At 70.8% G+C, this 24,808-nt stretch carries 26 protein-coding genes and 1 pseudogene; 13 read left to right on the top strand and 14 right to left on the bottom strand.

Going from position 1 to position 24,808, the window contains the following annotated elements:
- Positions 1–11: 11 nt before the first annotated feature.
- On the bottom strand, positions 12–479 hold the full coding sequence (locus NYZ98_RS26535; RefSeq protein ID WP_262846104.1) for a MarR family transcriptional regulator: 468 nt from the start codon (positions 477–479) through the stop codon (positions 12–14).
- A 190-nt stretch (positions 480–669) separates the two neighbouring features.
- Entirely contained in the window at positions 670–1,335 is a 666-nt protein-coding gene (locus NYZ98_RS26530; protein ID WP_262846102.1) for an FAD-dependent oxidoreductase, read from the bottom strand.
- Between the two features lie 182 nt (positions 1,336–1,517).
- Here NYZ98_RS26530 and NYZ98_RS26525 point away from each other — a divergent pair, with 182 nt between their 5' ends.
- Together NYZ98_RS26525 and NYZ98_RS26520 are read left to right on the top strand one after the other, a co-directional pair.
- Positions 1,518–2,333 carry a hypothetical protein gene (locus tag NYZ98_RS26525; RefSeq protein WP_262846100.1) on the top strand — a complete coding sequence of 272 codons (816 nt, stop codon included), beginning with the start codon at positions 1,518–1,520 and terminating at the stop codon, positions 2,331–2,333.
- On the top strand, positions 2,330–2,707 hold the full coding sequence (locus NYZ98_RS26520) for a GntR family transcriptional regulator (RefSeq protein WP_262846097.1): 378 nt from the start codon (positions 2,330–2,332) through the stop codon (positions 2,705–2,707). The genes NYZ98_RS26525 and NYZ98_RS26520 overlap by 4 nt, the downstream gene beginning before the upstream one ends.
- Before the next feature lie 147 nt (positions 2,708–2,854).
- On the opposite strand, the gene NYZ98_RS26515 is transcribed toward NYZ98_RS26520, so the two are convergent.
- Positions 2,855–3,379, bottom strand: coding sequence for a GbsR/MarR family transcriptional regulator (locus NYZ98_RS26515; RefSeq protein ID WP_262846095.1), 525 nt, complete (start codon positions 3,377–3,379; stop codon positions 2,855–2,857).
- Between the two features lie 103 nt (positions 3,380–3,482).
- Between NYZ98_RS26515 and NYZ98_RS26510 the strand changes: the two genes are divergently transcribed.
- On the top strand, positions 3,483–5,153 hold the full coding sequence (locus NYZ98_RS26510) for a CocE/NonD family hydrolase (RefSeq protein ID WP_262846093.1): 1,671 nt from the start codon (positions 3,483–3,485) through the stop codon (positions 5,151–5,153).
- A gap of 54 nt (positions 5,154–5,207) precedes the next feature.
- Here NYZ98_RS26510 and NYZ98_RS26505 read toward each other — a convergent pair whose 3' ends face one another.
- Both NYZ98_RS26505 and NYZ98_RS26500 read right to left on the bottom strand, forming a co-directional pair.
- On the bottom strand, positions 5,208–6,773 hold the full coding sequence (locus NYZ98_RS26505) for an FAD-dependent monooxygenase (protein WP_262846091.1): 1,566 nt from the start codon (positions 6,771–6,773) through the stop codon (positions 5,208–5,210).
- A gap of 158 nt (positions 6,774–6,931) precedes the next feature.
- Positions 6,932–7,561, bottom strand: coding sequence for an acyl-CoA-like ligand-binding transcription factor (locus NYZ98_RS26500; protein ID WP_262846090.1), 630 nt, complete (start codon positions 7,559–7,561; stop codon positions 6,932–6,934).
- Between the two features lie 187 nt (positions 7,562–7,748).
- On the opposite strand from NYZ98_RS26500, the gene NYZ98_RS26495 reads away from it, so the two are divergent.
- Positions 7,749–8,543: an endonuclease/exonuclease/phosphatase family protein gene (locus NYZ98_RS26495; RefSeq protein ID WP_323802298.1), complete on the top strand. Its 795-nt coding sequence runs from the start codon at positions 7,749–7,751 to the stop codon at positions 8,541–8,543.
- Positions 8,483–8,905: pseudogene (locus NYZ98_RS26490) on the top strand (phosphotransferase); the annotation flags it as partial. The gene NYZ98_RS26495 and the pseudogene NYZ98_RS26490, both read left to right, overlap by 61 nt.
- Positions 8,906–8,962: 57 nt before the next feature.
- Here NYZ98_RS26490 and NYZ98_RS26485 read toward each other — a convergent pair.
- The 3 genes from NYZ98_RS26485 to NYZ98_RS26475 form a co-directional block, all read right to left on the bottom strand.
- On the bottom strand, positions 8,963–9,394 hold the full coding sequence (locus NYZ98_RS26485) for a nitroreductase family deazaflavin-dependent oxidoreductase (protein ID WP_262846088.1): 432 nt from the start codon (positions 9,392–9,394) through the stop codon (positions 8,963–8,965).
- Positions 9,391–10,338 (bottom strand): RNA polymerase subunit sigma-70, encoded by a 948-nt coding sequence (locus tag NYZ98_RS26480; protein WP_262846086.1) that lies wholly within the window; start codon positions 10,336–10,338, stop codon positions 9,391–9,393. Before NYZ98_RS26480 ends, NYZ98_RS26485 begins: the two co-directional genes overlap by 4 nt.
- Before the next feature lie 127 nt (positions 10,339–10,465).
- On the bottom strand, positions 10,466–11,245 hold the full coding sequence (locus NYZ98_RS26475) for an NAD(P)H-dependent oxidoreductase (protein ID WP_262846084.1): 780 nt from the start codon (positions 11,243–11,245) through the stop codon (positions 10,466–10,468).
- A gap of 140 nt (positions 11,246–11,385) precedes the next feature.
- On the opposite strand from NYZ98_RS26475, the gene NYZ98_RS26470 reads away from it, so the two are divergent.
- Positions 11,386–12,234, top strand: a complete 849-nt coding sequence (locus NYZ98_RS26470) for a helix-turn-helix transcriptional regulator (protein ID WP_262846082.1) — start codon at positions 11,386–11,388, stop codon at positions 12,232–12,234.
- A 9-nt stretch (positions 12,235–12,243) separates the two neighbouring features.
- On the opposite strand, the gene NYZ98_RS26465 is transcribed toward NYZ98_RS26470, so the two are convergent.
- Positions 12,244–14,526: an ABC transporter permease gene (locus tag NYZ98_RS26465; protein ID WP_262846080.1), complete on the bottom strand. Its 2,283-nt coding sequence runs from the start codon at positions 14,524–14,526 to the stop codon at positions 12,244–12,246.
- Positions 14,523–15,218 (bottom strand): ABC transporter ATP-binding protein, encoded by a 696-nt coding sequence (locus NYZ98_RS26460; RefSeq protein WP_262846078.1) that lies wholly within the window; start codon positions 15,216–15,218, stop codon positions 14,523–14,525. The genes NYZ98_RS26465 and NYZ98_RS26460 overlap by 4 nt, the downstream gene beginning before the upstream one ends.
- Positions 15,219–15,331: 113 nt before the next feature.
- On the opposite strand from NYZ98_RS26460, the gene NYZ98_RS26455 reads away from it, so the two are divergent.
- Positions 15,332–16,138: a sensor histidine kinase gene (locus NYZ98_RS26455; RefSeq protein ID WP_262846236.1), complete on the top strand. Its 807-nt coding sequence runs from the start codon at positions 15,332–15,334 to the stop codon at positions 16,136–16,138.
- A gap of 28 nt (positions 16,139–16,166) precedes the next feature.
- Positions 16,167–16,856: a response regulator gene (locus NYZ98_RS26450; RefSeq protein WP_262846076.1), complete on the top strand. Its 690-nt coding sequence runs from the start codon at positions 16,167–16,169 to the stop codon at positions 16,854–16,856.
- 20 nt (positions 16,857–16,876) lie between these two features.
- Here the strand turns inward: NYZ98_RS26450 and NYZ98_RS26445 are convergent, their stop codons facing one another.
- Entirely contained in the window at positions 16,877–17,752 is an 876-nt protein-coding gene (locus NYZ98_RS26445; protein WP_262846074.1) for a LysR family transcriptional regulator, read from the bottom strand.
- A gap of 99 nt (positions 17,753–17,851) precedes the next feature.
- Here NYZ98_RS26445 and NYZ98_RS26440 point away from each other — a divergent pair, with 99 nt between their 5' ends.
- The 4 genes from NYZ98_RS26440 to NYZ98_RS26425 all read left to right on the top strand — a co-directional run bounded on the left by NYZ98_RS26440 (position 17,852) and on the right by NYZ98_RS26425 (position 20,759).
- The gene (locus tag NYZ98_RS26440) at positions 17,852–19,096 is read left to right on the top strand and encodes an MFS transporter (protein WP_262846072.1); all 1,245 of its coding nucleotides are present in this window, start codon (positions 17,852–17,854) and stop codon (positions 19,094–19,096) included.
- Between the two features lie 91 nt (positions 19,097–19,187).
- Positions 19,188–19,628: a VOC family protein gene (locus NYZ98_RS26435; protein ID WP_262846070.1), complete on the top strand. Its 441-nt coding sequence runs from the start codon at positions 19,188–19,190 to the stop codon at positions 19,626–19,628.
- Between the two features lie 64 nt (positions 19,629–19,692).
- Positions 19,693–20,199: a pyridoxamine 5'-phosphate oxidase family protein gene (locus NYZ98_RS26430; RefSeq protein WP_262846068.1), complete on the top strand. Its 507-nt coding sequence runs from the start codon at positions 19,693–19,695 to the stop codon at positions 20,197–20,199.
- Between the two features lie 86 nt (positions 20,200–20,285).
- Positions 20,286–20,759 carry a GNAT family N-acetyltransferase gene (locus tag NYZ98_RS26425; RefSeq protein ID WP_262846067.1) on the top strand — a complete coding sequence of 158 codons (474 nt, stop codon included), beginning with the start codon at positions 20,286–20,288 and terminating at the stop codon, positions 20,757–20,759.
- 725 nt (positions 20,760–21,484) lie between these two features.
- Here NYZ98_RS26425 and NYZ98_RS26420 read toward each other — a convergent pair.
- A complete protein-coding gene (locus NYZ98_RS26420) occupies positions 21,485–22,129 on the bottom strand; it encodes a response regulator (protein WP_262846065.1) in 645 nt (214 codons plus the stop codon).
- Entirely contained in the window at positions 22,126–23,295 is a 1,170-nt protein-coding gene (locus tag NYZ98_RS26415; RefSeq protein WP_262846063.1) for a sensor histidine kinase, read from the bottom strand. The genes NYZ98_RS26420 and NYZ98_RS26415 overlap by 4 nt, the downstream gene beginning before the upstream one ends.
- Before the next feature lie 155 nt (positions 23,296–23,450).
- On the opposite strand from NYZ98_RS26415, the gene NYZ98_RS26410 reads away from it, so the two are divergent.
- Entirely contained in the window at positions 23,451–24,353 is a 903-nt protein-coding gene (locus tag NYZ98_RS26410; protein WP_262846061.1) for an alpha/beta fold hydrolase, read from the top strand.
- A gap of 268 nt (positions 24,354–24,621) precedes the next feature.
- Here the strand turns inward: NYZ98_RS26410 and NYZ98_RS26405 are convergent.
- Positions 24,622–24,808: hypothetical protein (locus tag NYZ98_RS26405; RefSeq protein WP_262846059.1), on the bottom strand; the 187-nt coding region annotated here is incomplete at its 5' end.

Raw genomic sequence — 24,808 nt, 5'->3', positions numbered from 1 at the left:
ACGCCCGCCCACTACTTCGGTGCCGTTTCCTGCAGCGTCCGGATCGCTTCCCGCAGGACGGAATGGAGGTGGTCGAGGAACGACTCGACGTCCTTGAGGAACTCGGCGGGATACTCGTTCATCATGGCGCCCACTCGTTCGGCGACCGGCTCGAAGACGACGCTCGCGTCGCGGCCGCTGCCAGGTGTGGCGCGGAGGGTCACCCGCCGGCGGTCGCTGTGTTCGCGGGAGCGTGCGACCAGCCCGGCGCCTTCGAGGCGATTGAGAAGGGTCGCGGTCGCACCCGACGTCAGCCCGATTCTCTTGGACAGCTTGATCGGGGTCAGGGGCGCGCCCGCCCGCTGCGCGGAAAGGATCTCGGCGAACGCGGCCGCGTCCGCGGTGTGCACCCCGAGCCACCGAGCGAAATGGTGCGTCATCTCGGAATAGTCGGCGGAGTAGACCCGCATCGCGTCGATGACGCGGTCCCCTTGGGGCATGCCCTCGCGATACGTTCCTTCCGTCAAAGCGAGGATCCCTTCTCCTGGGCGCGGATCGCGACCTGTCGCCGCGTTCCCGCTCGGCCATGTACTCGTCGCCAAGTGACTTTACCGTGAAGCCACTTGGCGGAAGAGGAACGCCCGGAGCCGCCCGGTCACCGTTCACATCCCCGGTGAGACCTCCCGGCCCTCACTCCGACCACTGGTATGACCCGGTGAGTATGCCGATCAGATTCTGGGGCGCGTTGTCGCCCAGAAGTACCTTGTTGAAGGCGGCGCCCTGGGCCGCGGCCGCGGCGCTGCGGGGGAACATCGCCTGCTCGTATTCGGTGAGCGCGGCCTCGATGTCGCCGGGGTGCGCGGCGATGGCCGCGCCGAGTTCGGCGCCGTCCTGCATGGCCAGGTTGGCGCCCTCGCCGTTCGGGGGCTGCAGGTGGGCGGCGTCACCGAGCAGGGTCACCCCCGCCACCCTGTCCCATCGGTGCTCGACCGGCAGCGCGTAGTGGGGGCGGTGGACCGGGCCGGTGTCACTGCCGGTGATCAGCGCGGCCAGTTCGGGGGCCCAGCCGTCGACCTCCCGCGCGATCCGGGCGGTCGCCGCGGCGGGATCGGTGAAGTCGATGCCGGCGAACCAGTCCAGCGGCTTGGACAGCGTCAGGTAGGCGTGCAGGGTCCTGTCGCCCTCCCGGTGGACATCGATCCTCTTCCAGCTCGCATTCGGGTCGAACACGAACAGCGACCCGCCACCGACCGCTTTCGCGGTGGCCGGGTGACGGTCGTCCCCGTCGAACAGGAAGGTCTCCACGAACGAGGTGCCGCCGTACTCGGGGGTGGCGTCGCTGAGCAGGGGCCGCACCCGCGACCACGCGCCGTCCGCGCCGTGACTTTACCATGAAGCATTCATCATCATACGTGGGCCCGGGCGACTTCGGCGTGGGGGGTCTTCGCGAGTTGCCACGGCTGGGCGATTCCAACGTCGGATTCGACGTATCAAATGTATCGGCGCATTGGTACATTGGTGGGCAAGGGAGGCGTGCCATGTCACCGATGACGGCCAAGCTCGTCGGACTGCTGGTCGTACCCGTCCTGGTGTTGCTGATCGGTTTCCGGCCGGTGTCCGGGAGGCGGGTCGCCCGGTTCGCCACCGAATACGACGTCACCCTCACTCGCGGTACCAGACCGGTTCTCTCGGCCTACCTGGCCAGAACAAGCAGATGGCGGGCCGGGGGCGGGGCGATCGGCTGGCTCGCGGCCGGCGTGCTCACCTCCAGCGGCTACCACTACTTCCTGGGCGTCGCCGGATACCTGGTCGGTGCGATAGCCGCCGAGGTCGGGGCGCCCTTGCCGATGCCCGAAGGCCGGCGCCGAGCCTCCCTCGTGGTGCGCAGACCCGGTGACCGCCTGACCTGGGGAGCGCGCTGGGGTCCGGTTCTCATCGTCGCGGCGCTGGGCGTTCATACCTGGCTCTACCAGGTGTGGCCCAAAGCCGCGCAGGCCAAGGTGCCATCGTCCCAGGTGATCCTCGACCTGGCGGGCATCGTGCTGGCCACGGCCGTCCTGTGGCTGGCGTGCCGGTTCATCGTCATGCGCCCCCGGCCGGTGCGCGCCGCCGACCTCGGCGAGGCCGACGACGGGATCCGGGCGAGCTCGCTGCAGACCATCAGCGGGGCGTCGCTGGCCCTGATGTGCCTGGCGGCCCTCGACGCGATGTGGGCCATGCTGCTCGACCTCGACGCCCCTGAGCCTTACAACTGGGTCATGAACGTGCTGGCTTGCGCGATGCTGCTGGCGGCGCTGTACTCCTGGTTCGGCATCCGGACCCGGCCGCGCCCCGCCACGAAGGTCCCGGCGTGATCGTTGAGATCGATCCGGACGCGGCCACTCCGCCGTACGAGCAGCTCAGGACCCAGATCGCCGCGCTGATCCGTACCGGGAAGCTGGCGGTCGGCGCTCGCCTCCCGAGCATTCGGCAACTCGCCCGCGACCTCGGCCTGGCAGCGGGGACGGTCGCTCGCGCTTACCGCGAACTGGAGGCCGCGGGTTACCTGCGTGGCCGGGCGGGCCAGGGCACCGTCGTGCGCGACATCCCCGCGGTCCTCGAAACCGAGCGCACCGCCCGCCTCACCGACGCCGCCCGCGCCTACGCGGCCACGGTCCGCGAACTCGGTATCGACATCGACGTGGCCCTCACCACCGCCCGCTACCACCTCACCGACCCTGCCGGTTGACCGAAACCCCGCTATTCCTAAAAGCGCGGAAGCGGGCTCTGATCTCTCCGTCAGACGCGGGGCGGAGCGTCCGTGCTCTGAGACACCATGGTGCGCCGGACCATTCCCGTGGCGGTCGCCGTGCTCGGCCTCTCTGGGAAAGATGAGTCACCGTGTTCGCGGTGCCGCCTTGCGGGCGTGCCAGCGGCGCATCATCGCGCGGGTCTCGTCCCTGAGGAACTGGATGAGTTCGAGCGTCTCGTTCAGCCGGTCGGCCGCTGGTGAGTCGCCCAGGACGGCGATGCCTTCTCGCAGGTCGGCCTCGCCTTTTTCGAGGAACGGGTTCGCGAGGAACGTGGACTCGTACCACGAGCCGTCCACGACGTAGGCGTGGCGGCGCGTTCCCGGGTCCCGTTCTGTGCGGATGAGGCGGATCTGGACCAGGTAGCGGACGGCGCCCGAGACCCCGCCGGTGCTGGCGTGCAGGCGTTCCGCGAGTTCGGTCGCGGTCATCCGGCCGCTCTCGCTGGCCAGGAGGGTCGCGAAGACGCGGGCGGCGAGGCGGGGGAAGCCGGCGTCGGCGAGGGTGGAGGCGAAGCGTTCGACGAATTTGCCGAGCTCGTCCATCTTGTTCTCGCGCACGACACTCGCTTCCAACATCTCGTCTTCGCGCACGGCGCTCCCTTCGATCATCTCGTCGCAAGAGTACCGCAGTGGCATGAACTTTCAGTGATTATTGAAAGTTGGTGTTACTGTGTGCCAAGCGAGGCGACGGAAGTTGTGGTGTGGAGGAGAGATGAACCAACGAGCCAGGGATCGGACGCTCGGGCGACGGCTCGCCGACCTGCTGTGGACGAAGTACGCCCGGCTGCCCGCTTCGAGGAACGACTACAGCGTGACCCGCGACGTGCGGATCCCGATGAGGGACGGCGTCGAGCTGCTGGCGGATCTCCTGGAGCCGGAGGGGACGGCGTCAGGAACCATTCTCGTCACCTCGCCTTACGGCTACAACATGGTCGGCGCGGCGATGACGGGCGGGATGTTCGCCTGCCGTGGCTATCGGGTCGTGCTGGTCCGGTGCCGGGGGACGTTCGGATCGGGAGGGACCTTCGAGCCGCACATGCGGGATGTCGACGACGCGGCCGACATCGTCGCCTGGATGCGCGAGCGGCCGTGGTTCGACGGGCGCTTCGCCGCCCACGGCTACTCATCTGTCGGCTTCGCCGCGTGGGCGTCGCTGGTGGACCCGCCTCCAGAACTGGCGACCGCGGTCATCGCCTGCGCGCCGCACGACTTCGGCGCGTTCGTCTACACCGGCGGGGCGTTCCTGCTCAGCACGATGGTCGAATGGTCGTTCGTCACGACCAAGCAGGACAAGCCCATCCTGCCGCGCATGTTCGCGGTCCTCTCGTCCCGGGGCCGTATCAGGAAGGCCCTGGCGGCGCTTCCCCTGACCGGCGCCGCCGAGAAGCTGATGGACGGGAAGGCGCCCTGGTACCGCGAGTGGGTCGGCCGGCGGGATCTGGGCGACCCATGGTGGAAGCGCGCCGACCTGAGTGAAGCGCTGGATCGGGTGCGCGTCCCTGTGTTGATCCAGGGCGGCTGGCAGGACGGCTTCCTCCGCCAGACGCTGGCGGGGTACACGCGGCTGGCCGATCGGGGGGTCGACGCCGGACTCACCATGGGCCCGTGGACGCATGCCCAGGGGGGTGCCGAGGGTGCCCGCGTCCTGCTTCCCGAGGCCCTCGCCTGGTTCGACGAGCATCTGGCCGGATCCGGTGCCCGGCACCGCGCCATGCCGGTCAAGGTGTTCGTCAGCGGTGGGAACGAGGGCTGGCGCGATCTCCCCCGCTGGCCGCCGGTGACGGACGAGCGGATCCTGTATCCCCGCTCCGGCGGACTCCTGGCCGCCCGACCGGCCGGCACGGGAGAAGTGACCGGGTTCACCTACGACCCGGCCCGGCCGACCCCCACGTACGGTGGAGCGTTCGTCACGCAGGTCTCCCCCGGAGTGACCGCGGGCTACACCGATGACAGCGCGCTCGCCTCGCGTCCCGACGTGCTGGCGTTCACGTCGGACCCATTGACCACCGAGGTCGAGGTCGTCGGCAGCCCGGTCGTGGAACTGGGCCACGGTTCCGACAACCCCTTCGCCGACCTGTTCGTACGCGTGTCGGAAGTGGACGCCCGGGGCCGCTCACGCAACGTCGGCGACGGGTTCGTCCGGCTCGGCCCTTCGGCGCCCCAGGGCGTGGTCCGGGTGGAGCTCGACGCCGTCGCGCACCGGTTCGCGCGCGGCAACAGGATTCGGCTGGTCGTCGCGGGCGGGTCGCATCCGCGCTGGGAGCGGAACCTGGGGACGGGCGACGACCCGGCCACCTCGACGAGGATGCTGCCGTCACACCGGACGATCGACCTGTCGGTCTCACGGGTCGTGCTACCGGTCACCCGACCGCCCGGGGCATGAAGACACCGCTGCCAAACCCTTCCAACCCGGCCGCCGCTGGGCGTGGCGTCTTGGTCAGCCGGTCGCGCCGAACCATCGGGTCAGGGCCGCGTGGAGGGTGTCGCGCTCGTGGGGGGTGGGGCGGGGGGCGGCCGAGGCCCAGGCGATGTAGCCGTCCGGGCGGAGCAGCAGGGCGGTGGCCGGGGGGTTGGGGTCCAGGCAGCGCGTGGTGAGGGTGTCGACCCGATCGTGCCAGGCCGCCGCCTCCTTGGCCGGTGAGGCGTCCTCGGTCAGGTCCAGCAGCAGCGGCCGGGCGGTCGCGGTGAGGCCGGCGAGCCGGACGTGGCCGGTCGGGGTGTCCAGCAGCAGGTCGGGGGCCCATCGCCCGACCAGCGGGTGCGGGTCGTCGATCCCCATGTCGTAGCGGATGTCGGCGCCGGCCATCATGTCGGCGACGTGCTGGACGTTGTGCCGGTCGGCGAGCAGTTCCGTGAACAGCTCGCGTAGCGCGGTGATCTCACCGCCGGGCTTGATGAGCGCGGTCTGTGCCTGGGTGTGCATGACCACGCGCTCGGCGGCGGGGCGCCGTTCGGTCTCGTAGCTGTCCAGCAGGCCGGGCGGGGCCCAGCCGTGGATCTCGGCGGCGAGCTTCCAGCCGAGGTTGACCGTGTCCTGCAGGCCCAGGTTGAGGCCGGGGCCGCCGATCGCGGAGTGGACGTGGGCGGCGTCGCCGGCCAGCAGCACCCGGCGGTCGCGGAACCGGCCGGCCAGCCGGGTGTTGCGGCCGGCCCCGCGGCGCAGCAGGTGAGGGCCCTGACCTGGGGGCGGGCCGAGCGGGAGGTCGGCTCCGAGCACGCGCTGGACGCTTTCCCGTAGCTCCTCCACGGTCAGCGGCCGGTCGCCGTCGTCAGCGGGGTCCCATTCGGTGGTGCTGAGCAGGGGCGGGCCGGAGGGGAAGGGGGCGAACACGAACAGGCCGCGTTCGGTGCGGTGGTGCATGAACGGCGGGATGATCCCGTAGCCGGGTACGTCGAGGCCGCCGGTTGCCGGGTCGATCATCGCGGGCGGGATGGAGACGTGCGCGGTGCGCGAGATGGTGCCGTCGGTGGTGACGCCGGGGAAGCCGATGCCGGACAGCTTGCGCGTGAGGCTGTGCCCGCCGTCGGCTCCGACCAGATAGCGGGTGCGCAGCCGGTAGGGGCCGTCGGGGCCGGTGACCTCGGCGGTGACCCCCTGGTCGTCTTGCGACAGCCCGGTGAGTTCGTGTCCCCGGCGGATCCGGACGCCAAGTTCGGTGGCGCGTTCCTCCAGCATCTGCTCGACGCGGCGCTGCGGCACCGGCAGCCCGTACAGCGGGTTGTCGTCCAGGGTGCGGAGGTCCAGGGGCATCGCGCCGAACACGAACGAGGGACTGGGGCTGGGTGGTTCGGTGCCGCCGCTGAGGCGTTGGTACAGGCCCCGGCGGTCGAGCATGCGTACCACCTGGCCGACCAGGCCGTTGGCCCGGTTCTCCTGGGTGCGTTCGGGCAGGCGCTCGAGTACCAGCGGCCGTACTCCGGCCAGGCTGAGCTCGCAGGCCAGCATCAGCCCGTTGGGGCCTGCTCCGGCGATGACGACGTCTTCGGGGGCGGTGGCGGGCATGGTGGTCCTCCTTGTGGCGGGGATTTACGGCATGGCGCGTCGATCCGGCGCGGAAAAGGGCATGGCACATGGATCCGGGGCCGCCCGCCATGACGGCCGCGCGGCGTGCGCCGGATATCTAGGGATGTGGAGGGATCCGCTTTGGTGGTGCGGTGGGGTCAGGGTGCGGGCAGTCCGGCGGCGAGCCGGCGCAGGGCGTCGTCCAGGAGCGTCATGATCGGGACGGGGGGGTCGGCGAGCAGCCAGTGCTCCGTGACCACGGTGAAGGCCGCTCCCACCGCGCCCGCCACCAGCTTGGGGTACATGTCGCGGGTCACGTCGGTGCCGGTGCGCTCGGCGACCGCCGCGGCGAGCTCGGCCGCGGCGACCGCACCCGCCTTGATCATCTCGCCCTGCAGGGCCGGTTCGGCGATCATCAGGCGGATGCCGGCGACCCACTGCTGGTCGCGCGTGTGCCGGGCGTCGCCTTCCTGGCCGAGCGCGAACCGGGCCAGCGCCGCGTCGTTGATGGCCTCCCACAGGGGTTTGGACGCCGGCTGGGCGCGCAGTTCGTCCGCGATCGACCGGGTGCGCTCGAGGTGCCGGGCGGCGATCGCCTCGCCCTTGCTGGCGAAGTAGTTGTTGAAGGTACGGGGAGAGACGCCGGCCTCGGCGGCGATGTCCTCCACGCGGACGTTCTCCAGCCCGCGCTCGACGGTGAGGCGGATGGCGGCCCAGCTCAGCGCGATGCGGGTCTCCTGCTTCTTGCGTTCACGCAGTCCCCCGCGCCCGCCGTCGTCGGTACCCATGCCACGACACTACCGCATTTTGCGCATTGCGCACTAATTCCGATCCCGCACAATTTCGCCCGCAAGCCGCATGAGTCGATCAGTGCCCCTGTTCCAGTCGCTTCGGCTCCGGCGACTAAGATCAGGTGCCCGTGGCGGGCGGTGGTCGGCGTGCGGGGCTCGGGCGAGGGATGGCAGGTGTGTCGTCGTGCGGATCGCGAGTGTGAACGCCTGGGGCGGCGCGCTGTCCGACGAGCTCGTCACCTGGCTGCCCGGCAGCGGGGCGCACATCGTCTGCCTGCAGGAAGTGACGAGGACCCCGGGGCTGACCGGATGGACGCGCTTCGACGACGGTGAGCGCACCCTGCCGCAACGTGCCGATCTGTTGGATGACGTCCGCGTCGCGCTGCCGCGCCACCAGGCGTACTTCGTGACCAGCGACTCCGGTCCGGTGTACGACGGCGCGGGCGGCCGCCACCGGCAGGACTTCGGTCTGGCTACCTTGGTCGGTGAACACCTGCCGGTCTGCGGTGTCGACTCCGACTTCGTGCACGGGCGGTTCGCCGACCACGACGAGTGGACGGTCGCGGACCGGCCCCGTATCGCCCTGGCCGTGCGTACCGTCGACCGCGCCACCGGCCGGTCGGTGTCGGTCGTGCAGGTGCACGGGCTGCGCGACCCGCTGGGCAAGGGCGACACCCCGGCACGGCGCCGGCAGGCCGAACGGCTCGCGGAGCTCGTACGCCGGGTACGCGGTCCTCGCGACCTGGTGGTGGTCTGCGGGGACTTCAACCTGCTGCCCGACAGCGAAACGTTCGGAGTGCTGGCCGAACTCGGTCTCACCGACCTGGTCGGCACGGCCGACACCCGCTCGTCTCACTACCGCAAGCCGGTGCGACACGCGAGCTACCTGCTGGTTTCCGACGTCGCCGCCGTCAGGCGGTTCGAGATCCTCGCCGAGCCGGAGATCTCGGACCACCGCGCACTGGTCCTCGACATCTAGCCACCCGCCAAGCAGGGAAACGACCCGGCATACCCGGCCCCTGGCAGGGCCCCGCCCTCTGGCTCCACGGCGACCCGCACCCGGGAAACCTCCTGATCAACCGGGAAGGGCTGGCGGCCGTCCTGGACTTCGGCGATCTCACCAGCGGTGATCCCGCCACCGACCTGGCCGCCGCGTGGCTGGTGTTCGACGAGGACGCGCGCGAGGTCTTCCGGTCACGCGTGTCCGCCGACGAGGTGACCTGGGAGCGCGCCCGGGGCTGGGCCCTGGCCATGGGCACCGCACTGGCCGCCCACTCGGCCGACAATCCCGGCATGGCGGCCATCGGTGATCACGTCCTCGACCAGGTGCTGCTCACCTAGAGGTGCCACGCGGCGCCGTGCCCACCCGCGAGTGCCTGGCCAGGGCGGACGGGTCGGTCAAGCCGGAGCGGGAACGCCTTCGAGGATGACGACCGGGAACACCCGGTCGGTGTTCTTCTCGTACGCGGAGGTGCCGTCGGAGACCTTGCGGTAGAGCCGGTCGCGCTCCTCCCCCGTGGTCACGACGGCCCGTGCCTGATAGGAGTCGTCGCCGAGTTGGACCGTCACGGCCGGGTCGGCCCGCAGGTTGTGGAACCAGGCCGGGTGCCGTGGGGCTCCCGCCTTGGAGGCCACCACGAACACCCGCCCCTCGTCGTCGACCGCGAAGCCGAGCGGCACGGTCGTCCGCCGCCCCGTCCGTCCCCCGGTCGTGGTCAGCAGCAGGATCGGGAACGGCGGCCGGCTGACCACGCCGTGATTGGCGCGGAACTCGCTGATGACGCCCTGGTTGTAGGCCAGGAACTCCTCTTCGGACGGCACGGCGTTCATGTCTTCTCCTTGTCCAGCCCGAATCTCGCCACGAGGCCGGGGCCGCCGGGGAAAACGGTGACGCGGGCGATCCCGGTGGGGGTGGCGGTGAGGACGGCGACCCCGAGGGCCTGATGGGTTCCGTCGCCGGTGCGGTGGTAGGTGGCCGCGGCCGGCTGGCCGTTGGCACGGGTGGGGGTCATCAGCCAGTCGCCGGGAGAGCCGATCACGTGCGCGAGGTAGCGCAGGCACGTCACCCTGCCGGAGAACCAGGTCCGCGTGCCCACCAGCTCGATGGCGGCGTCGGTGCACAGCGCCTTCTCCAGGGCGGCGATATCGGCGTTCTCGAAACCGGCGATGTACTGGCCGAGCAGGTCACGGGCGTGCGGTTCGGTGGGCTCGGTGATGTTCTCGGGAGAGAGGGCGCCCTCATCGAGCCGGGCGCGGGCTCGTTGCAGCGCGCTCTTGACCGCCGAGGCCGAGGTGCCGAGCATGGTCGCCACCTCGGCGGCGCTGAAGCCCAGCACCTCCCGGAGCAGGAGGATGGCGCGTTGCCGGGCGGGCAGATATTGCAGGGCGGCGACGAGCGCGAGCCGCACGCTGTCACGCGCCGTGAAGATCGCGGCCGGGTCCTGGGTCTCGAAGGTCACCACGGTGTCCGGAAGCGGCCCCAGCCAGGCCACCTCGGGGCCGGCCGCCCCCGGCACGGCATCGGGATCTTCGGCGGGGCCGCCGAGACCGGAGGGCAGCGCCCGCCTGGTGCGCCCTTCGAGCGCGGTCAGGCAGGCGTTGGTGGCGATGCGGTAGAGCCAGGTACGCGGCGAGGAACGGCCCTCGAAGGTGCCGTACGAACGCCATGCCCGCAGGTACGTCTCCTGGACGAGGTCCTCGGCCTCGTCCACCGAGCCGAGCATGCGGTAGCAGTGCGCGAGCAGCTCCCGCCGGAACGCCTCGGTGCGCTCCACGAATTCCTCTGACGGTCCGTCATCACCATATCCTCGCGATCATCCGCCGCCTCGGGATCTCCAGCGTCCCAAAGGGCCTCGGTAATACAGACCGTCGACGCCCCCGAAAGGAATCGCGCTCCGGCGGTCAGCCGCGCACGTGCAGCCGGAAACCCGTGCGGCCCGCGGGCTCCAGTCCCTCCTTCAGGTGCAGCGAGGGGATCTCGTAGTCGCCGAAGTTCTGCCGCCTGAACGCGATCGGCTCGGTCGACTCCAGGGTGAGCAGGCGCTGCTCCCAGGCCTTGGCGACGTCCGGGTAGTCCTCGCCGGTCATCCGGTCGGTGCCGTACAGCACGAACGGCGGCAGCACCTCGATACCCGGGTAGTACAGGATGCCGTGGTGGATCGGGAACAGCAGATCGTCGATGGGGCCGTTGATCCCGCGAGCGGCGTAATGCGACTCCGGGCCGCCGGCGGTCACCGACAGCAGGGCCTTCCTGCCCGCGAGGGTGCCTTCGCCGAAACGCTCGCCGTACCTGGTGTCGCTGTGCTCGCCGACGCCGTACGCGAAGTGGTAGGTGAACACCCGGTCCACCCAGCCCTTGAGGATCGCGGGCATCGCGTACCACCACAGCGGGAACTGGAAGATGATCGTGTCGGCCCACAGCAGCTTCCCCTGCTCGGCACGGACGTCCGGGGTGAGCGTCCCGGCGTCGAAAGCCCGGCCCGAGTCCAGGGCGACCTTCAGCGGACTCGAGGCGTCGGGGCCGTAGTCCGCGGCGTCCACGACCGCCTTCCAGTTCATCGCGTACAGATCGCTCACCCGTACCTCGTGCCCGGCGGTCTCCAATGTCGACACCGCGAGGTCCTTCAGCGAGCCGTTCAGCGACGTCGGCTCCGGGTGGGCGTAGACGATCAGCGTCTTCATGGGAACTCCTTCGGATCGGATGGCTTCGATCCTGGAGGGCCGCGGCGGCCGGCGTTCAGGGGCGCCTCTTCCGTCGGACGGGACTTCCTGGTAACGACAGGGCCATCTTCACGGGCACCACCGAGGCCCATACTGGGGACATGGACGATCTCGCGGGCTTCCTGCGGACCCGGCGCTCCCGGGTCGACCCGGCGGCCGTCGGCGTCCCCACCGACAACCGCCGCCGGGTCGAAGGGCTTCGCCGCGAAGAGGTGGCGCACCTGTCCGGGGTCAGCGTCGACTACTACGTGCGCTTGGAGCAGGGCCGCGCGACCCAGCCCTCCGAGCAGGTCATCGACGCGCTCGCCCGCGTCCTCGGCCTCGACGAGACCGAACGCGGGCACCTCTACCGGCTCGCCCGGCAGCGCCGCCGCCGCGCGAAGGCGCCGGGCGGGCGGGTCCGGCCGGAGCTGCTGCGCGTCCTCGACCTGGTCGCCGACGCGCCCGCGTTGATCATGGACCACCGCCTGGACGTGCTCGCGGGGAACCGCCTCGCCGGGCTCCTCTTCGGCCGGCCGATGCCGGGCCTGAACACCGCCCGGCACATCTTCCTCGAGGAGGCCGAGCGCGGCCTTTACGCGGACTGGGAGAACTGCACCCTCGACGTGGTCGGGCACCTGCGCCTGGCCGCCGGCAAGTACCCCGAGGACCCCCGCCTGACCTCGCTCATCGGCGAGCTGGCGATGGGCAGTGAGCGCTTCCGCCGCCTCTGGGCCCGCGCGGACGTGCGCGCCCGCACACATGGACGCAAGGCGTACCGGCACCCGCTGGTCGGGCTGCTGGAACTGCACCAGGAGAATTTCGCACTACCGGGCGAATCAGGCATGGAGCTGCTGGTTCTGTCCGCGCCCCCCGGAAGCCCCGCCGAGGACGGGCTGCGCCTGCTCGCGGGCCTGGGCGCGGACGGCGGTGACCCGCGTCCCGCGGCGAACGCTCAGGCCCGCGACTGACCTTGTCGATCACTCGGTGCGCAGGGCGTCCGCGATGGTGAGACGGGCCGCCGAGCGCGACGGAAGGAAGGCACCCGCTGCCGCGATCACGGCGCCCGCCAGGACGAGCAGGACCACGATCGGCGCGGAGTAGAGGTCGAGCATGTGGTCCGGGATGACGATCTGGGCGGCGTGCGCGATGGCGTTCATGGCGTACCGCTGGAACACGACGCCGATCGGGATGCCGGCCAGGCCACCCGCCAAGCCCAGCGCGGCCATCGAGGTGACCATCATGAGGACCACCTGGCGGGGGGTCATGCCGATCGACTTGAGCGTTCCCAGATCCCTTCGGCGTTCACGGACGTTGAGGACGACCGTGTTGAAGACACCGAGGGCGGCGACCGCGCCCAGCAGCAGGGTGAGCACCGTGATGGTGGAATAGATGGCGGCGATGACCGAGCCTGGTACGCGCGTCGGCCTGGCGCGGAGACCGGGGTCGCCGGCCGTCACGGCGGCCACGTACGCGGAGTCGTCGGCTCCGGCCGCGAGCTTCACCTCGTACGCGTCGGCTCGGCTGCCGGGCGCCATCCGGGTCAGCGTGGCCCAGTTGGCCAGCACCGGTTCTGCGGCGCCCATCAGGACCTCGCCGACGACGCGCACGGGCAGCCGCCCGCCGTCCCCTTCGAGGGTGAAGGTGCCGCCGAGGGCGAGCCCGCTCTGCGTGAGGAAGCGCGAGGATACCGCCACCTCGCCCGCGGCGGTCGGCCAGCGCCCTTTCAGCATCTCGTAGCCGGCGTCGGAACCCCGGTAGAACCGCACCTCGGCCGGCCCGGGACCGCCGATCCACCGCATGGTCAGCTCTTTGCGCGCCACGACGCGCTCGGCACCGGGCAGGGCGCGGAGCATCGATTCATCGGCCTGGTCGCCCAGCGTCGGCCCGCCCCTCGCCGGGCGCACCTCGACCTGCACGGCGTCCGCGCGGGTGTCCGCGTCCACGTAGGCGGTCACCGAGCCGGACAGCCCGATCGCGACGGTCACACCGGCCACCCCGAGCAGGACGGCGGCCGAGGTGAGCGCGCTGCGTGCCGGCCGGGCCAGCGGAAGGCCGACGCCGAGGCTGACCGCCCGGGGCAGCCGGGTCCCGCCGAGCCAGCGCTGGACGAGAAGGCCCCGGCCGCGCCGTGGTGCGCTTCCCGCGCTGATCGCCTCGACCGCCGACAGGCGCCGCGCGCGGACGCTGGAGAGCAGAGCGGTCAGGCCGACGAGGACCGGCACCCCGAGCAGCGCCGTGATGGTCACCCAGGGCGCCACGTGGAACGCGCCGGCGCCGTAGCTTTCGAAGAAGGCGCTGGACAGCACGGTCATGGCCAGGACGTTGCCGAGGATCGTGCCGAGGACGGCGGCGGCGACCGTGGGCAGCAGCACCATGGTCAGGTAGACGGCCATCACCTGGTTCGGGGTGAAACCGAGGGCTTTCAGCACGCCGATGTGCCGCAGCCCGGCGACGACCGCCCCGCTGATCACGTTCGCGACGATGAGCACGGCGACGACGAGACCGAAACAACCGAAGATCATGAGGAACGGGACGAAGATCCCCGCGCTCAGTTCGGCGTTGGCCCGAAGCGTGAGATACGACTGGGTGCCGAGCAGCGCGCCCGCCGGCATCCCGGCCGTCACGGCCGCCTGGCCCGCGCTGATCTCCGCGGCGGTGGCCGCGGCGGTGAACCGGTAGAGCATCTGCTGGGTGGTCGGGCGCAGGGCCCGCATCTCCTCGGAGGAGACCCAGGCCTGCGCCGAATGGCTCACCGTGTAGGCGAAACCGACGACCTTCACCGTACGGCCGTCGCCGAGCGTCACCGTGTCGAGCCTCGAAGGCGGGTCGGCGGTGGGCTCCGCGTCGATGACGATCTCGCCGGGGCCGGCGACCCAGCGGCCCTGCCAGACATGAACCTTGTCGACCGCGGTGTCGGGCCTGTCGCGGCCCACGACGGTCATCACCATCCGGGGCTGGTCGGGCGCGATCGTCATCTCGACGGTGGCCTGACCGAACGGGCCGGCGGCGGCCGACACCCCTGACCGATGGGCCGAGTCCGCGAGCGCGGCGCCGGTGGCCTTGCCGCCGTCGAAGGAGGCGACGAGGTGGGCGCCCTGCTGCTGGGTGTACGCCTGGTCGAACGGGCCGAAGGTGGCGCCCACCAGCGCGAGCCCCACCACGATCAGCATGGAGGAGAGCCCGACGACGATCCCGATCACGGTGGTCTGCAGCCGGCGTCGCCGTACCGCCGCGCGCGCCGCACGCCACACCGCGCTCACGCCGTACGCTCCAGGGCGCGTTCGCGGATGACCCGGCCGTCCGCGAGCTCGACGACGCGGCTCGCGCAGCGGTCGGCGAGGCGCTGGTCATGCGTCACGATCAGCAGGGTCTGACCGATCTGGTTGAGGTCGAGCAGCAGGTCCATGACCTGCTCGCCGGAGCGGCTGTCGAGGGCACCGGTCGGCTCGTCGGCGAGCAGCAGGGCCGGCCGGTTCATCAGCGCGCGGGCCACCGCGACCCGCTGCCGTTCACCGCCGCTGAGCGTGGCCGGGTACAGGTTGCGGCGGTCGGCCACCCCGAGTTCGCCGAGCAGTTCGAGTGCCCGGGCGCGCGCCTGCCTGGCGGGGGTGCCGACGAGCTGCGCGGCGAGCGCGACGTTGTCGAGCGCGGGCAGGTCGTCGAGCAGGTTGAAGAACTGGAACACCATGCCGATGCGGTGGCGGCGGAACAGCGCGCGCCGCGTCTCGTTCAGCTCCCCCAGGTCCTCACCCTGCACGACGACGGTTCCGGAGGTGGGGCGGTCCAGCCCCGCGACCATGTTGAGCAGGGTCGACTTCCCGCACCCGGACGGGCCCATCACGGCGACCGCCTCCCCGGCGCGGATCTCCAGGTTCACGCCGTCCAGCGCGGTCGTGTCGCCATATTCCTTGCGCACGTCCTGTAGGCGTACGACGTTCTTGTCCTCGGTCATGCCGCAAAGTGTGCAGGGCCTGCGGCCGCCGTACATCGGCCCACAGATGTAAGCCGCTGGACCCGCAGGATGACGCTCGCCGTACGGAATTCTGCGAAGCTGACGTCGTGTTGATGTCCGGTACGGCGTGGCTGGTGCTGAGCCTGACCGTGGCCTGCGCCACCGCCGGCTGGCTCGGCGCGGCGCTGGCCCGGTCGCGGCGGCTGCACCGCGCGGCCATCGAGGAGCGCAGCTGGCTGCTCGAACGGGAGCGGCAGAGCGCCGCCCGCACCGCCGTGCACGCCGAACGGGCGCGCATCGCGCACGAGCTGCACGACATCGTCAGCCACAACGTCAGCCTCATGGTGGTGCAGGCCGGCGCCGCCCGCGACGTGCTCGCCACGCTGCCCGATGAGTCCGCCAAGGCGCTGCTGGCCATCGAGAACGCGGGCCGGGACACGATGACCGAGCTGCGGCACCTTCTCGGCCTGCTCGCCCCGTCAGCCTCCGGCGACGAGCTCGACCCGCAGCCCGGCCTGAGCAGGCTCAGCACGCTGATCGACCGGATCTCCTTCGCCGGCCTGCCCGTCGAGGTGCGCATCTCGGGTGAGCAGCGCCCGCTGCCGCCCGGCATCGACGCCACCGCGTACCGCATCGTGCAGGAGGCCCTCACCAACGCGCTCAAGCACGGCAACCGCGAACCGGCCGAGATCTCCATCCGGTACGCGGAGCGCTCGCTGCGGGTGGAGGTGCTCAACGGCGGGCCGAGCGTCCTGTCCGGCGACCCCCCGCCGGCCCCTGCCGACCAGGGCGACGGCACGGGCCGGGGCCTGCTCGGGCTCCGCGAACGCGTCGCCGTCTACGGCGGCCACCTGGACGCCCGCCGGCGCCTCGGCGGCGGCTACCGCGTACGCGCCCGCATCCCCTTGCAGGCGCCATGACCGCCGCCCGTACCCCCCGCCCGGCACCATGACCGCCGCTGAACCGCGCGTCCTCACCGCCGCAGGCCCGCGCGTCCTCATCGCCGACGACCAGGCCCTGGTCCGCGCGGGCTTCCGCCTGATCCTGACCGTGCGCGGCATCGAGGTCGTCGGCGAGGCCGCCGACGGCGCCGAGGCGGTGGCGGCGGCCCGCCGCCTGCGACCGGACGTGGTCCTCATGGACATCCGCATGCCCACCATGGACGGCCTGGAGGCGGCGCGGCTGACCCTCGAGCATGTCCCCGAATGCCGCGTCATCATGCTGACCACCTTCGACCTCGACCGGTACGTCTACACGGCGCTACGCCTCGGCGCAAGCGGCTTCCTCCTCAAGGACGTCACCCCCGAACACCTCGCCGCCGCCGTGCGCCTGGTCAACACCGGCGACGCCCTCCTGGCCCCGTCCATCACCCGGCGGCTGGTCGAACGCTTCGCCCCCGACCCCCCGCCGTCGCCGTCGGCACACCCGGCACTCTCCGCGCTGACGCCCCGCGAGCTGGAGGTCCTCACCCTGATGGGCCGCGGCCTGTCCAACACCGAACTCGCCCGGGAACTCACCCTCAGCGAAGCCACCGTGAAGACCCACGCCGCCCGCATCTTCATGAAACTGAACCTGCGGGACCGCGCCCAGGCGGTCGTGGTGGCGTACGAGACAGGCCTGGTCTCCCCAGGCCCGTGATAGACGGTTCGTCGTCGGAGTCAGCCGGGACGGCGCTCGTCGAGGGTGGTGCGCAGGGCGGTGATGAAGGCGGCGGTGGCCGGGGGGTCGGGTGGCTCGCCGAAGGCCGCCAGGTGGATCCGGCGTCGCACGGTGGTCAGTTCGGTGGCCTCGACCCCGTCCGCGTGGTGGGTGCGCAGGGCTAGTCCCGGCATGGTGGTGACGCCCAGCCCGGCGGCGACGAAGGCCTGCTGGACGAGGATGTCGTCGCTGCTGTACGCGATGTCCGGGCTGAACCCAGCGGCCTCGCAGATCCGGACGAGGTCGCCGCGGCAGTTCGGGCACCCGGCGATCCACGCCGAGTCCCGGTGGCCGGCGATGGTCTGCCCGGACTCGCGGCTGAGCAGGTACACCGGGTCGTCGAGCAGGTAGGTGTAGCGGATGTCGTCGTCCGGCATCGTGTCCTCGTAGGAGAACACGATGGCCAGGTCCGCCGATCCCTCGCGCAGCATCCGGCGGGCGGCGGTGGGATGGGCGTCGCCGAGGTGCAGTTCGATGTTCGGGTACGCCTCGCGCAGGGCCACGGCCGCCGGAGGGACCAGGACGCTCAGGGCGGAGCTGAATGCGGCGAGCCGGACCCGGCCGGTGCGCAACCCGAGCTGGGCGGCCAGTTCGGCGCCGGCGGCGTCGACCCGGCCGACGATCTCCGTGGCGCGGCGGGCGAGCAGCTCACCTTCGGGGGTGAGCCGGATGCCGCGCCCCACGCGCTGGATGAGCCTGGCACCGGTCGCCGCCTCCAGCCGGGCCAGGTGGTGGCTGATCGAGGGCTGCGAGTAGTGCAGGGCCTTGGCCGCTTCGGTGACCGAGCCGTGGGCGGCGACCGAGGCCAGGACGCGCAGGCGGACGATATCGAGCATTCATTAAGGGTATCTATGGATTTTCGCCAATAGTGGCATTCGACGCATGTGACACCTCTGGGCAGACTCGTATCCGAGATCACCTGGAGGTTCGTCGACATGCACACGTACCGGGAACTGTTCCGCACGCCCGAGTTCGCGCCGCTGTTCACGGCCTCGTGCGCGCAGGTCGCCTCGACCACCCTGAACGGGCTGGCGCTCGCCACGCTGGTGTACGACCTTACCGACTCCGCGCTGCTGGCGGCACTGGGCATGTTCGGCCCGTCGTTCGCCGAGCTGGCCGGCGCCACCCTGCTGCTGTCGGTGGCCGACCGGGTGCGGCCGCGCACGGCGCTGACGCTGACCGCGCTCGCCGGCGGTGCGGCCGGCGCGGCGCTGGCCGTGCCGGGCATGCCGCTGTGGGCGATGTTCGCGGTCATCCTCGCGCTGGGCCTGGTGAACTCGGTCGGCAGTGGCGTCCGGTACGGGCTGCTCAGCGACATCGTGCCGCCGGACGGGTACGTGCTCGGCCGCTCGGTGCTCAACATCTCCGTCGGCGCGACGCAGATCGCCGGGTTCGCGGCCGGTGGCGTCCTGCTGACAGTGGTGTCGCCGCGCATGACGCTGGCCATCGGCGCGGCGCTGGCGCTCGTCGCCGCGCTGGTGCTGCGGTGCGGGCTCGCGGCCCGGCCGGCGCGGTCGGCCGGGCGTCCGTCCGTCGCGGCCACCTGGCGGGTCAATCGTCACCTGCTGTCCACGCGTGCCCGCCGGGCCGTCTATCTGTCGATGTGGGTGCCGAACGGGCTGATGGTGGGCTGCGAGGCGCTGTTCGTCCCGTACGCGCCTGGGGCGGCCGCCGTTTTGTTCGTCGCGGCGGCGCTGGGGATGCTGTTCGGCGATCTGGCGGCCGGGCGGTTCGTGCCGCCGGGGGCGCGGGGACGGTTCGTCACCCCGTTGCGGTTCTTGCTCGCGGCTCCGTACCTGCTGTTCGCGCTGCCGCTCAGCACCCCGGTCGCGGCCGGCGCCGCCGCGGTGGCCTCGGTCGGCTTCGCCGCCACGTTGCTGTTGCAGGAGCGCCTGATCGCGCTGACCGGCGAGAACGTCCGCGGCCAGGCACTGGGCCTGCACGTCAACGGCATGAAGGCGATGCAGGCGATCGGGGCCACGCTGGCCGGCCTGCTCGCGCAGTACGTACCCGCGAGCGCGGCGATGGCCGTGATGGCCATGGCCTCGCTCGCCGTCACCGCTGCTCTCAGCCCGGGTCTGCGGCTGTCGGACCGGGTTCAGCCGCCCTGCCGGACCGGCCCGGGGGACGGCCCCGCGCCGGGTGAGCCGCGTGGGCTTACCTCAGCTGCTCACGCGTAACGGGTCCGGGGTCGAGAACGTGGCGATGACTCCGTGCCAGGTGCACACCAGCGGCCCACAACGGGCCGCGCGACGAAGAAGGAGAACCACCATGACGCTCCAGCGGTTGGACAACGTCGGCATTGTCGTCGACGACCTTGAGGCCGCCGTCGCGTTCTTCGTAGAACTCGGCATGGAACTGGAGGGCAAGGCGCAGATCGAGGGCCTGTGGGCGGACCGCACCGTCGGGCTCGACGGCGTCCGCTGCGACGTCGCGATGATGGCGACCCCGGACGGTCACGGCCGGCTGGAACTGGCGAAGTACCACAACCCCGCGGCGATCGGCGCCGGACCGCACGACCCGCCGCACAACACGCTGGGCATGCATCGGGTCATGTTCGCCGTCGACGACATCGAGGACGTCGTTGCCCGCCTGCGCACTCACGGCGCCGAACTCGTCGGTGAGCTGGCCCGGTATGGGGACGACTACCGGCTCTGCTACGTCCGCGGCCCCGAGGGGATCATCATCGCGCTGAGCGAGCAGCTCAGCTGACAGCCCGTCGCGGCCGACCACGGCCGACCCGTTGGACGGACCAAGAGAAACGACAACGAAAGGGATGACCGTGCGACCGAACGAGATCACCGAGGTTCTGAACCGGCCGACCAGTCAGGAACTGCTGGCTCGCGACGTGACCCGCCTGGCCTACGTCGCCAAGGACGGCACACCCCGCAACATCCCGATCATCTTCGCCTGGAACGGCTCGGAGATCGTCATGTGCACTCCGAAGAACGCCCCGAAGCTCACGGCCTTGAGCGTGAACCCGATGGTCGCCCTGACGATCGACACCGAGTCGCACCCGCCGAAGATCCTGCTCGTCCGCGGCCGGGCTGATCTGGACTACGTCGACGACATCCCGACCGAATATCTCCAGACGACCAGCACCTACGAGATGACGCCCGAGCAACGCGTCGAATGGGAGGCGGAGGTGCGTTCCCTCTACCGCGACGGCATGGTCCGGATCGTCGTGACCCCGACCTGGGCGAAGCTGATCGACTTCGAGACGACTCTGCCAAGCGCGGTCGAGGAACTGATCCGGCAGCGGGAGGAGCGCCGGTCCGCCTGAGCGCCGCACCGGTCACCGGGCGACCCGGTGGCCGCGCCGCGTGAACGTCTGACGCACCACGGAATGCCGGGTGCGAGAGTGTGAGCATGGGTGACACCGTGATCCGCAGGGCGGAGATCAGTGACGTGCGCGCGTTGGCGGAACTGCGCTGGCGCTTCAAGACAGAGGACGAGGATGCGGGGATCCCGCAGGATGAGGCGGAGTTCGTCGCGGGGTGCCAGGAGTGGCTGCGCGCCCGGATCGCCGGCCCGTGGCGGGCCTGGCTCGCCGAAGGGGACGGCAGACCATGCGGGCACGTGTTCCTGTGCCTGGTGGAGAAGGTGCCCAGTCCCTACCCCGGCCCGGACATGCTCGGATATGTCACCAACTTCTACGTCACCCCGGAGCGGCGCGACCAGGGCATCGGCGGCGCCCTGATGACCGCGCTCAACCGCTACGCCCATGACCATGACCTGGACACCCTCATCGTCTGGCCCTCACACCGCAGCGCCCCGCTGTACCGGCGCCATGGCTACGACTCCCCCACCGAACTACTCGAACTCCCCATCGCACCCACCTGATCCACGAACACCCTCGTACGGCCTGATCCTCACCGTCCCGGAGTCTGAGGAGAACACCGGAGGCCGGAGCGTTCATCCCCTCGTATCCTCCTCGGACAGAGGTCGGCGTAGGCGGGGCGCCCCGCGCCGGGTCCGCTGGGGCATCGGGTCAGGAGTTCCTTGTATTCGCGGTGGGGGTGGGACTTCGACGGCTTGTGCCCACGCAAGTCAGGAAACGAGTTCACGGGACGCTGCCGACCGCGTCTGCCGGTCCTCAGACTCCCGCGACGCAGAAGAGGTTCAGGGCCGGGTTGCGTCCGCAGGGACATGTTGGTCGCGCGGATCGGGTGCATCACCGGCTGGTGGGGCGCCTGGCGGCGATGCCGTCGAGCAGTTTTGGGGCATCAACCACGCTCCGACCAGAATCAGACCCCGCTTGACCTCACCAAATTCAACCCAGCCGCACCCGCTAATCGCACCTGGACCTGCTCCAACCCGGCTTCCATGGAGATCGTTCCTGCCTTCCTCCAAGACGGGGACAACCCAGCCGACTGGGCCATGTACGCTGCCGGCAGGGACGGATCACTCAACGGGCAGGCATCATCGACCAGATGATCCCGCTGCGGGACGACCGCGTCGTCGAGTCCTACGACATCGCCGGACGACCGGGATGCCGATCGCCGCACAGGAGGATCAAGCCCCTGCCGCTGGTGACAGTTCCGCTTCGGCCGTACCGACACCGGGTGTCAGCCGAGCGTGGCTTGCTGTGCGAGCAGCCCGGCCCGGGTCCTGTTGGGGCAGTCCAGCTTGACCAGGATGCGCGACACGTGCCCTTTGACGGTGGCTTCGGACAGGTGCAGCCGGCGGGCGATCTCGGCATTGGACAGGCCCTCGCCGAGGCAGTCGAGGACCTCGCGCTCTCTTCTGGTGAGGGCCTCGATCAGCGTGAGCCTGCCGTCCCGGCTCGCCTGGCGGCCGGCGGCGGCGTTCAGCAGCCGCCGCGTCGTGGCGTCGGACAGCACGGTGTGGCCGTCGGCCGCCACCCGGACCAGCCCGATCAGGTCTTGAGGCGGGGTGGACTTGAGCAGGAAGCCGGCCGCCCCCGCCTGCAGGGCTCGGAGGACGTGGTGGTCGGTGTCGAAGGTGGTGAGCGCGACCACGATCGGCGGCTCGCGCAGTGCGGCGATGTGACGGATGGCGGTGATGCCGTCGACGCCCGGCATCCGGAGGTCCATGAGGACGACATCAGGACGGTACCTGGTCACGGCGTCGAGCGCCTCGGCGCCGTCGTACGCCTCGTCGACGATCTCCACGTCCTCGCAGGTGCCAAGGATCGTTCGCAGGTGTGCGCAGACCAGCGGGTCGTCGTCGACCAGAAGGACGCGAATCACGGGCTCTCCCCCGCCGCCGGGAGGACCGAGGGCAGGTCCGCCTGAACCCGATAGCCGCCGTCGGCGCACGCTTCGGCGTGCAGCGTACCGTTGATCAGTTCGATACGCCGTCGCAGGCCGAGCAGACCGGCACCGGCACCCGCCGATGCCAGCACCGCATCGCCCGCTCTGGTCGGTGCGGTGTTGCGGACACACACCTGGATGCCGGCAGGGAGATGTCGCACCTGGAGCCGGACCCGGGCCCCTGGTGCGTGCTTGTGCACGTTCGTCAGGGCCTCCTGAACGACTCGATACGCGGTACGGCCGACCACGGGCGGCAGCAGGCACGGGCCTTCCGCGCCGTCCACTTCGACGATCGTCCCGATCGACCGCGCCGACTCGACCAGCCCGGACAGGTCGGGCATCGGCTCGAGCAGGCCCGTGTTCGCCGAGCCCGCAGGACCGGCGGCGTTGAGCAGGCCGACCAGGTCACGCAGTTCGTCGAGGGCCTGGCAACCGGTCGTCCGAAGTTGTCCCGCCGCCTGTCTGGACGCCTCGTCGGCCGCCGTCAGCTGCAACGCTCCGGCCTGCAGCACCATGACACTCACCCGATGACTCACCACGTCGTGTATCTCGGCCGCCACTCGCAGCCGCTCCTGCCTGCGGGCCTGCTCGGCACGCAGGTGGTGACCGCGCCTGACGCGTTCGGCTCGTGCCACGACGTACCTGCCCAGTACGGCGGGCGCGCCGACCAGGATGAGGGCCATGCCGGCGACGGCGATCGCACGGGACGAGGGCGGCGCGCCCAAAAACGCGATGGCGGCCACCACGACCAGCGGTGGCCACGCCAGGCGACGGTTGCGGGCGAAGACCGCCACGGCGTACGCGGCGAAGGGGACGGCCGCCGGGAGCAGCGTGATCTCCGGCTCCAGGCGGGTCCCCGGCGTGAGCCCCGGCCACACTCGCACCGCCGCTACCAAGATGATCGCGAGCGTCGCCATGAGCCAGGCGACCGCTACCGGTGCCCGGCGGCGGAACCAAAGCGACAGTGCGCTCGCCACCAGCAGGCAGAAGACGAAGAGGTCATACGGCTCGCGGAGAATCGGGACCTGGGTCACCGTTCCCGACAGGGAAAGGACGCCGGCCAGGACCACCACGACGATGTCCGCCACCCGCTCGCGCCCCATGGCGAAACCCTAGCCAACGCCATTCAGCTGACGGCCGAAGCCGACCGAGAACCCTACTAAAGTCGCATACACCACCTCCTTCACGGCGTTTCAGCATCGCGAATCCCTACCTCACGCGCTGTCGCGGGCGGTCTGCGCCAGGCTGGAATCGACTCATGCTCGACAGACGAACACTGCTGCTGGGATCCGCCGCCGCCGGAGCGATACTGCTCGGCGCATGCGCGAAAAGCACGACGACAGCCCGGCCCAGGGCCCGTACGGGATACCTGAAGGTACCGGGAGCACGGCTGTACTACGAGACGCGCGGCTCCGGGTCACCCCTGCTCATGATCCATGGCGGCGGGACCGACGCCGGTTCCTTCACCGCCATAGCGCCCGAACTGGCCGAGCACTACACGGTCATCACCTACGACCGCCGCGGGAACTCCAGGAGCCACCTCGACGGGCCGTCCGCCGACCTACGACTCGACCAGCAGGCCGACGACGCCGCCCTGCTGCTCAAGACACTGATCGACACGCCGCCGCACGTGTTCGGCAGCAGCGGAGGCGCCATCGTCGCGCTCGAACTCGCCACCCGCTACCCGGACCGCCTCGGCACGGTGGTCGCACACGAGCCGCCGGTGCCGGCCGTGCTTCAGGACGCCGCGGCGCAGCAGGAGAAGTACGAGGCCGTCTACCAGACGTATCGCGCGAGGGGCGTACAGCAGGCATTTCAGCAGTTCATGACAATTGACCCAGGCGAGGAAGATCCTGCGGCGGACGCCGACTATCCCGCTGATCCGGACTTCGCCCCCCGAATCCAGGGCAACCAGGAATTCCTGCTGGCCCACGAGATGCTCCCGTTCACCCGCTACCGTCCCGACCTCGCCGCCCTCCGCGCGAAACTGCCCGAACTGGTGCTGGGAGTCGGCCGGTATCGGGCGAAGATCGCAACCCGCATCGTCTCGACCCTGGCCGATCGGCTCGGCACCCAGGCGACAACTTTCCCGGGCGACCACACCGGCTACATCTGGCGCCCCCGGGAGTTCGCCGAGAAACTCCACGCGGCCCTCACCTGAGCACGCATGCCGATGCGCGGTCTCGAACCGGGCCCGGGCAGGACGGCACGCGGCCGCGACCGGTCGTCATCTCACACCGCGCCACCGGCCTTCGGGAGTCTGAGTGCAGGAATTGGCGCGAGGAACATGATCTTCGTACCGGTTCGATGACGGCACCGGTTTGCCCTACTTGCTGGGCTTACGTTCCTAGCCCATGCCATTCGAATTTCTCTCCCACGAGCAGGTCGCCCGCTATTCTGGTCGTCGATCAGGTGGTGGAGTCGGCGGCTCAGTTGCTTGTGGATGCACCGGTCGCGGCGTCGCGGGGTGCGCGAGAGTTGCCCCGGCCGCGCAGGAGCGCGGCGGCGACGGCGAGTTGCCAGATGACGATGGTGTAGACGGAGCCGCGTTCGATCGCACCCGAGGGCAGGCCGGCATCGAAGGTGAGAAAGAGAGCGACTACGGAGGCCAGGCCG

The organism is Sphaerisporangium corydalis, assembly GCF_025506355.1.
In the GTDB taxonomy this organism is placed as follows: Bacteria; Actinomycetota; Actinomycetes; order Streptosporangiales; family Streptosporangiaceae; genus Sphaerisporangium; species Sphaerisporangium corydalis.
Note: the sequence above shows the minus strand (reverse complement) of the source record. Positions and strands in the feature narration are given on the sequence as shown.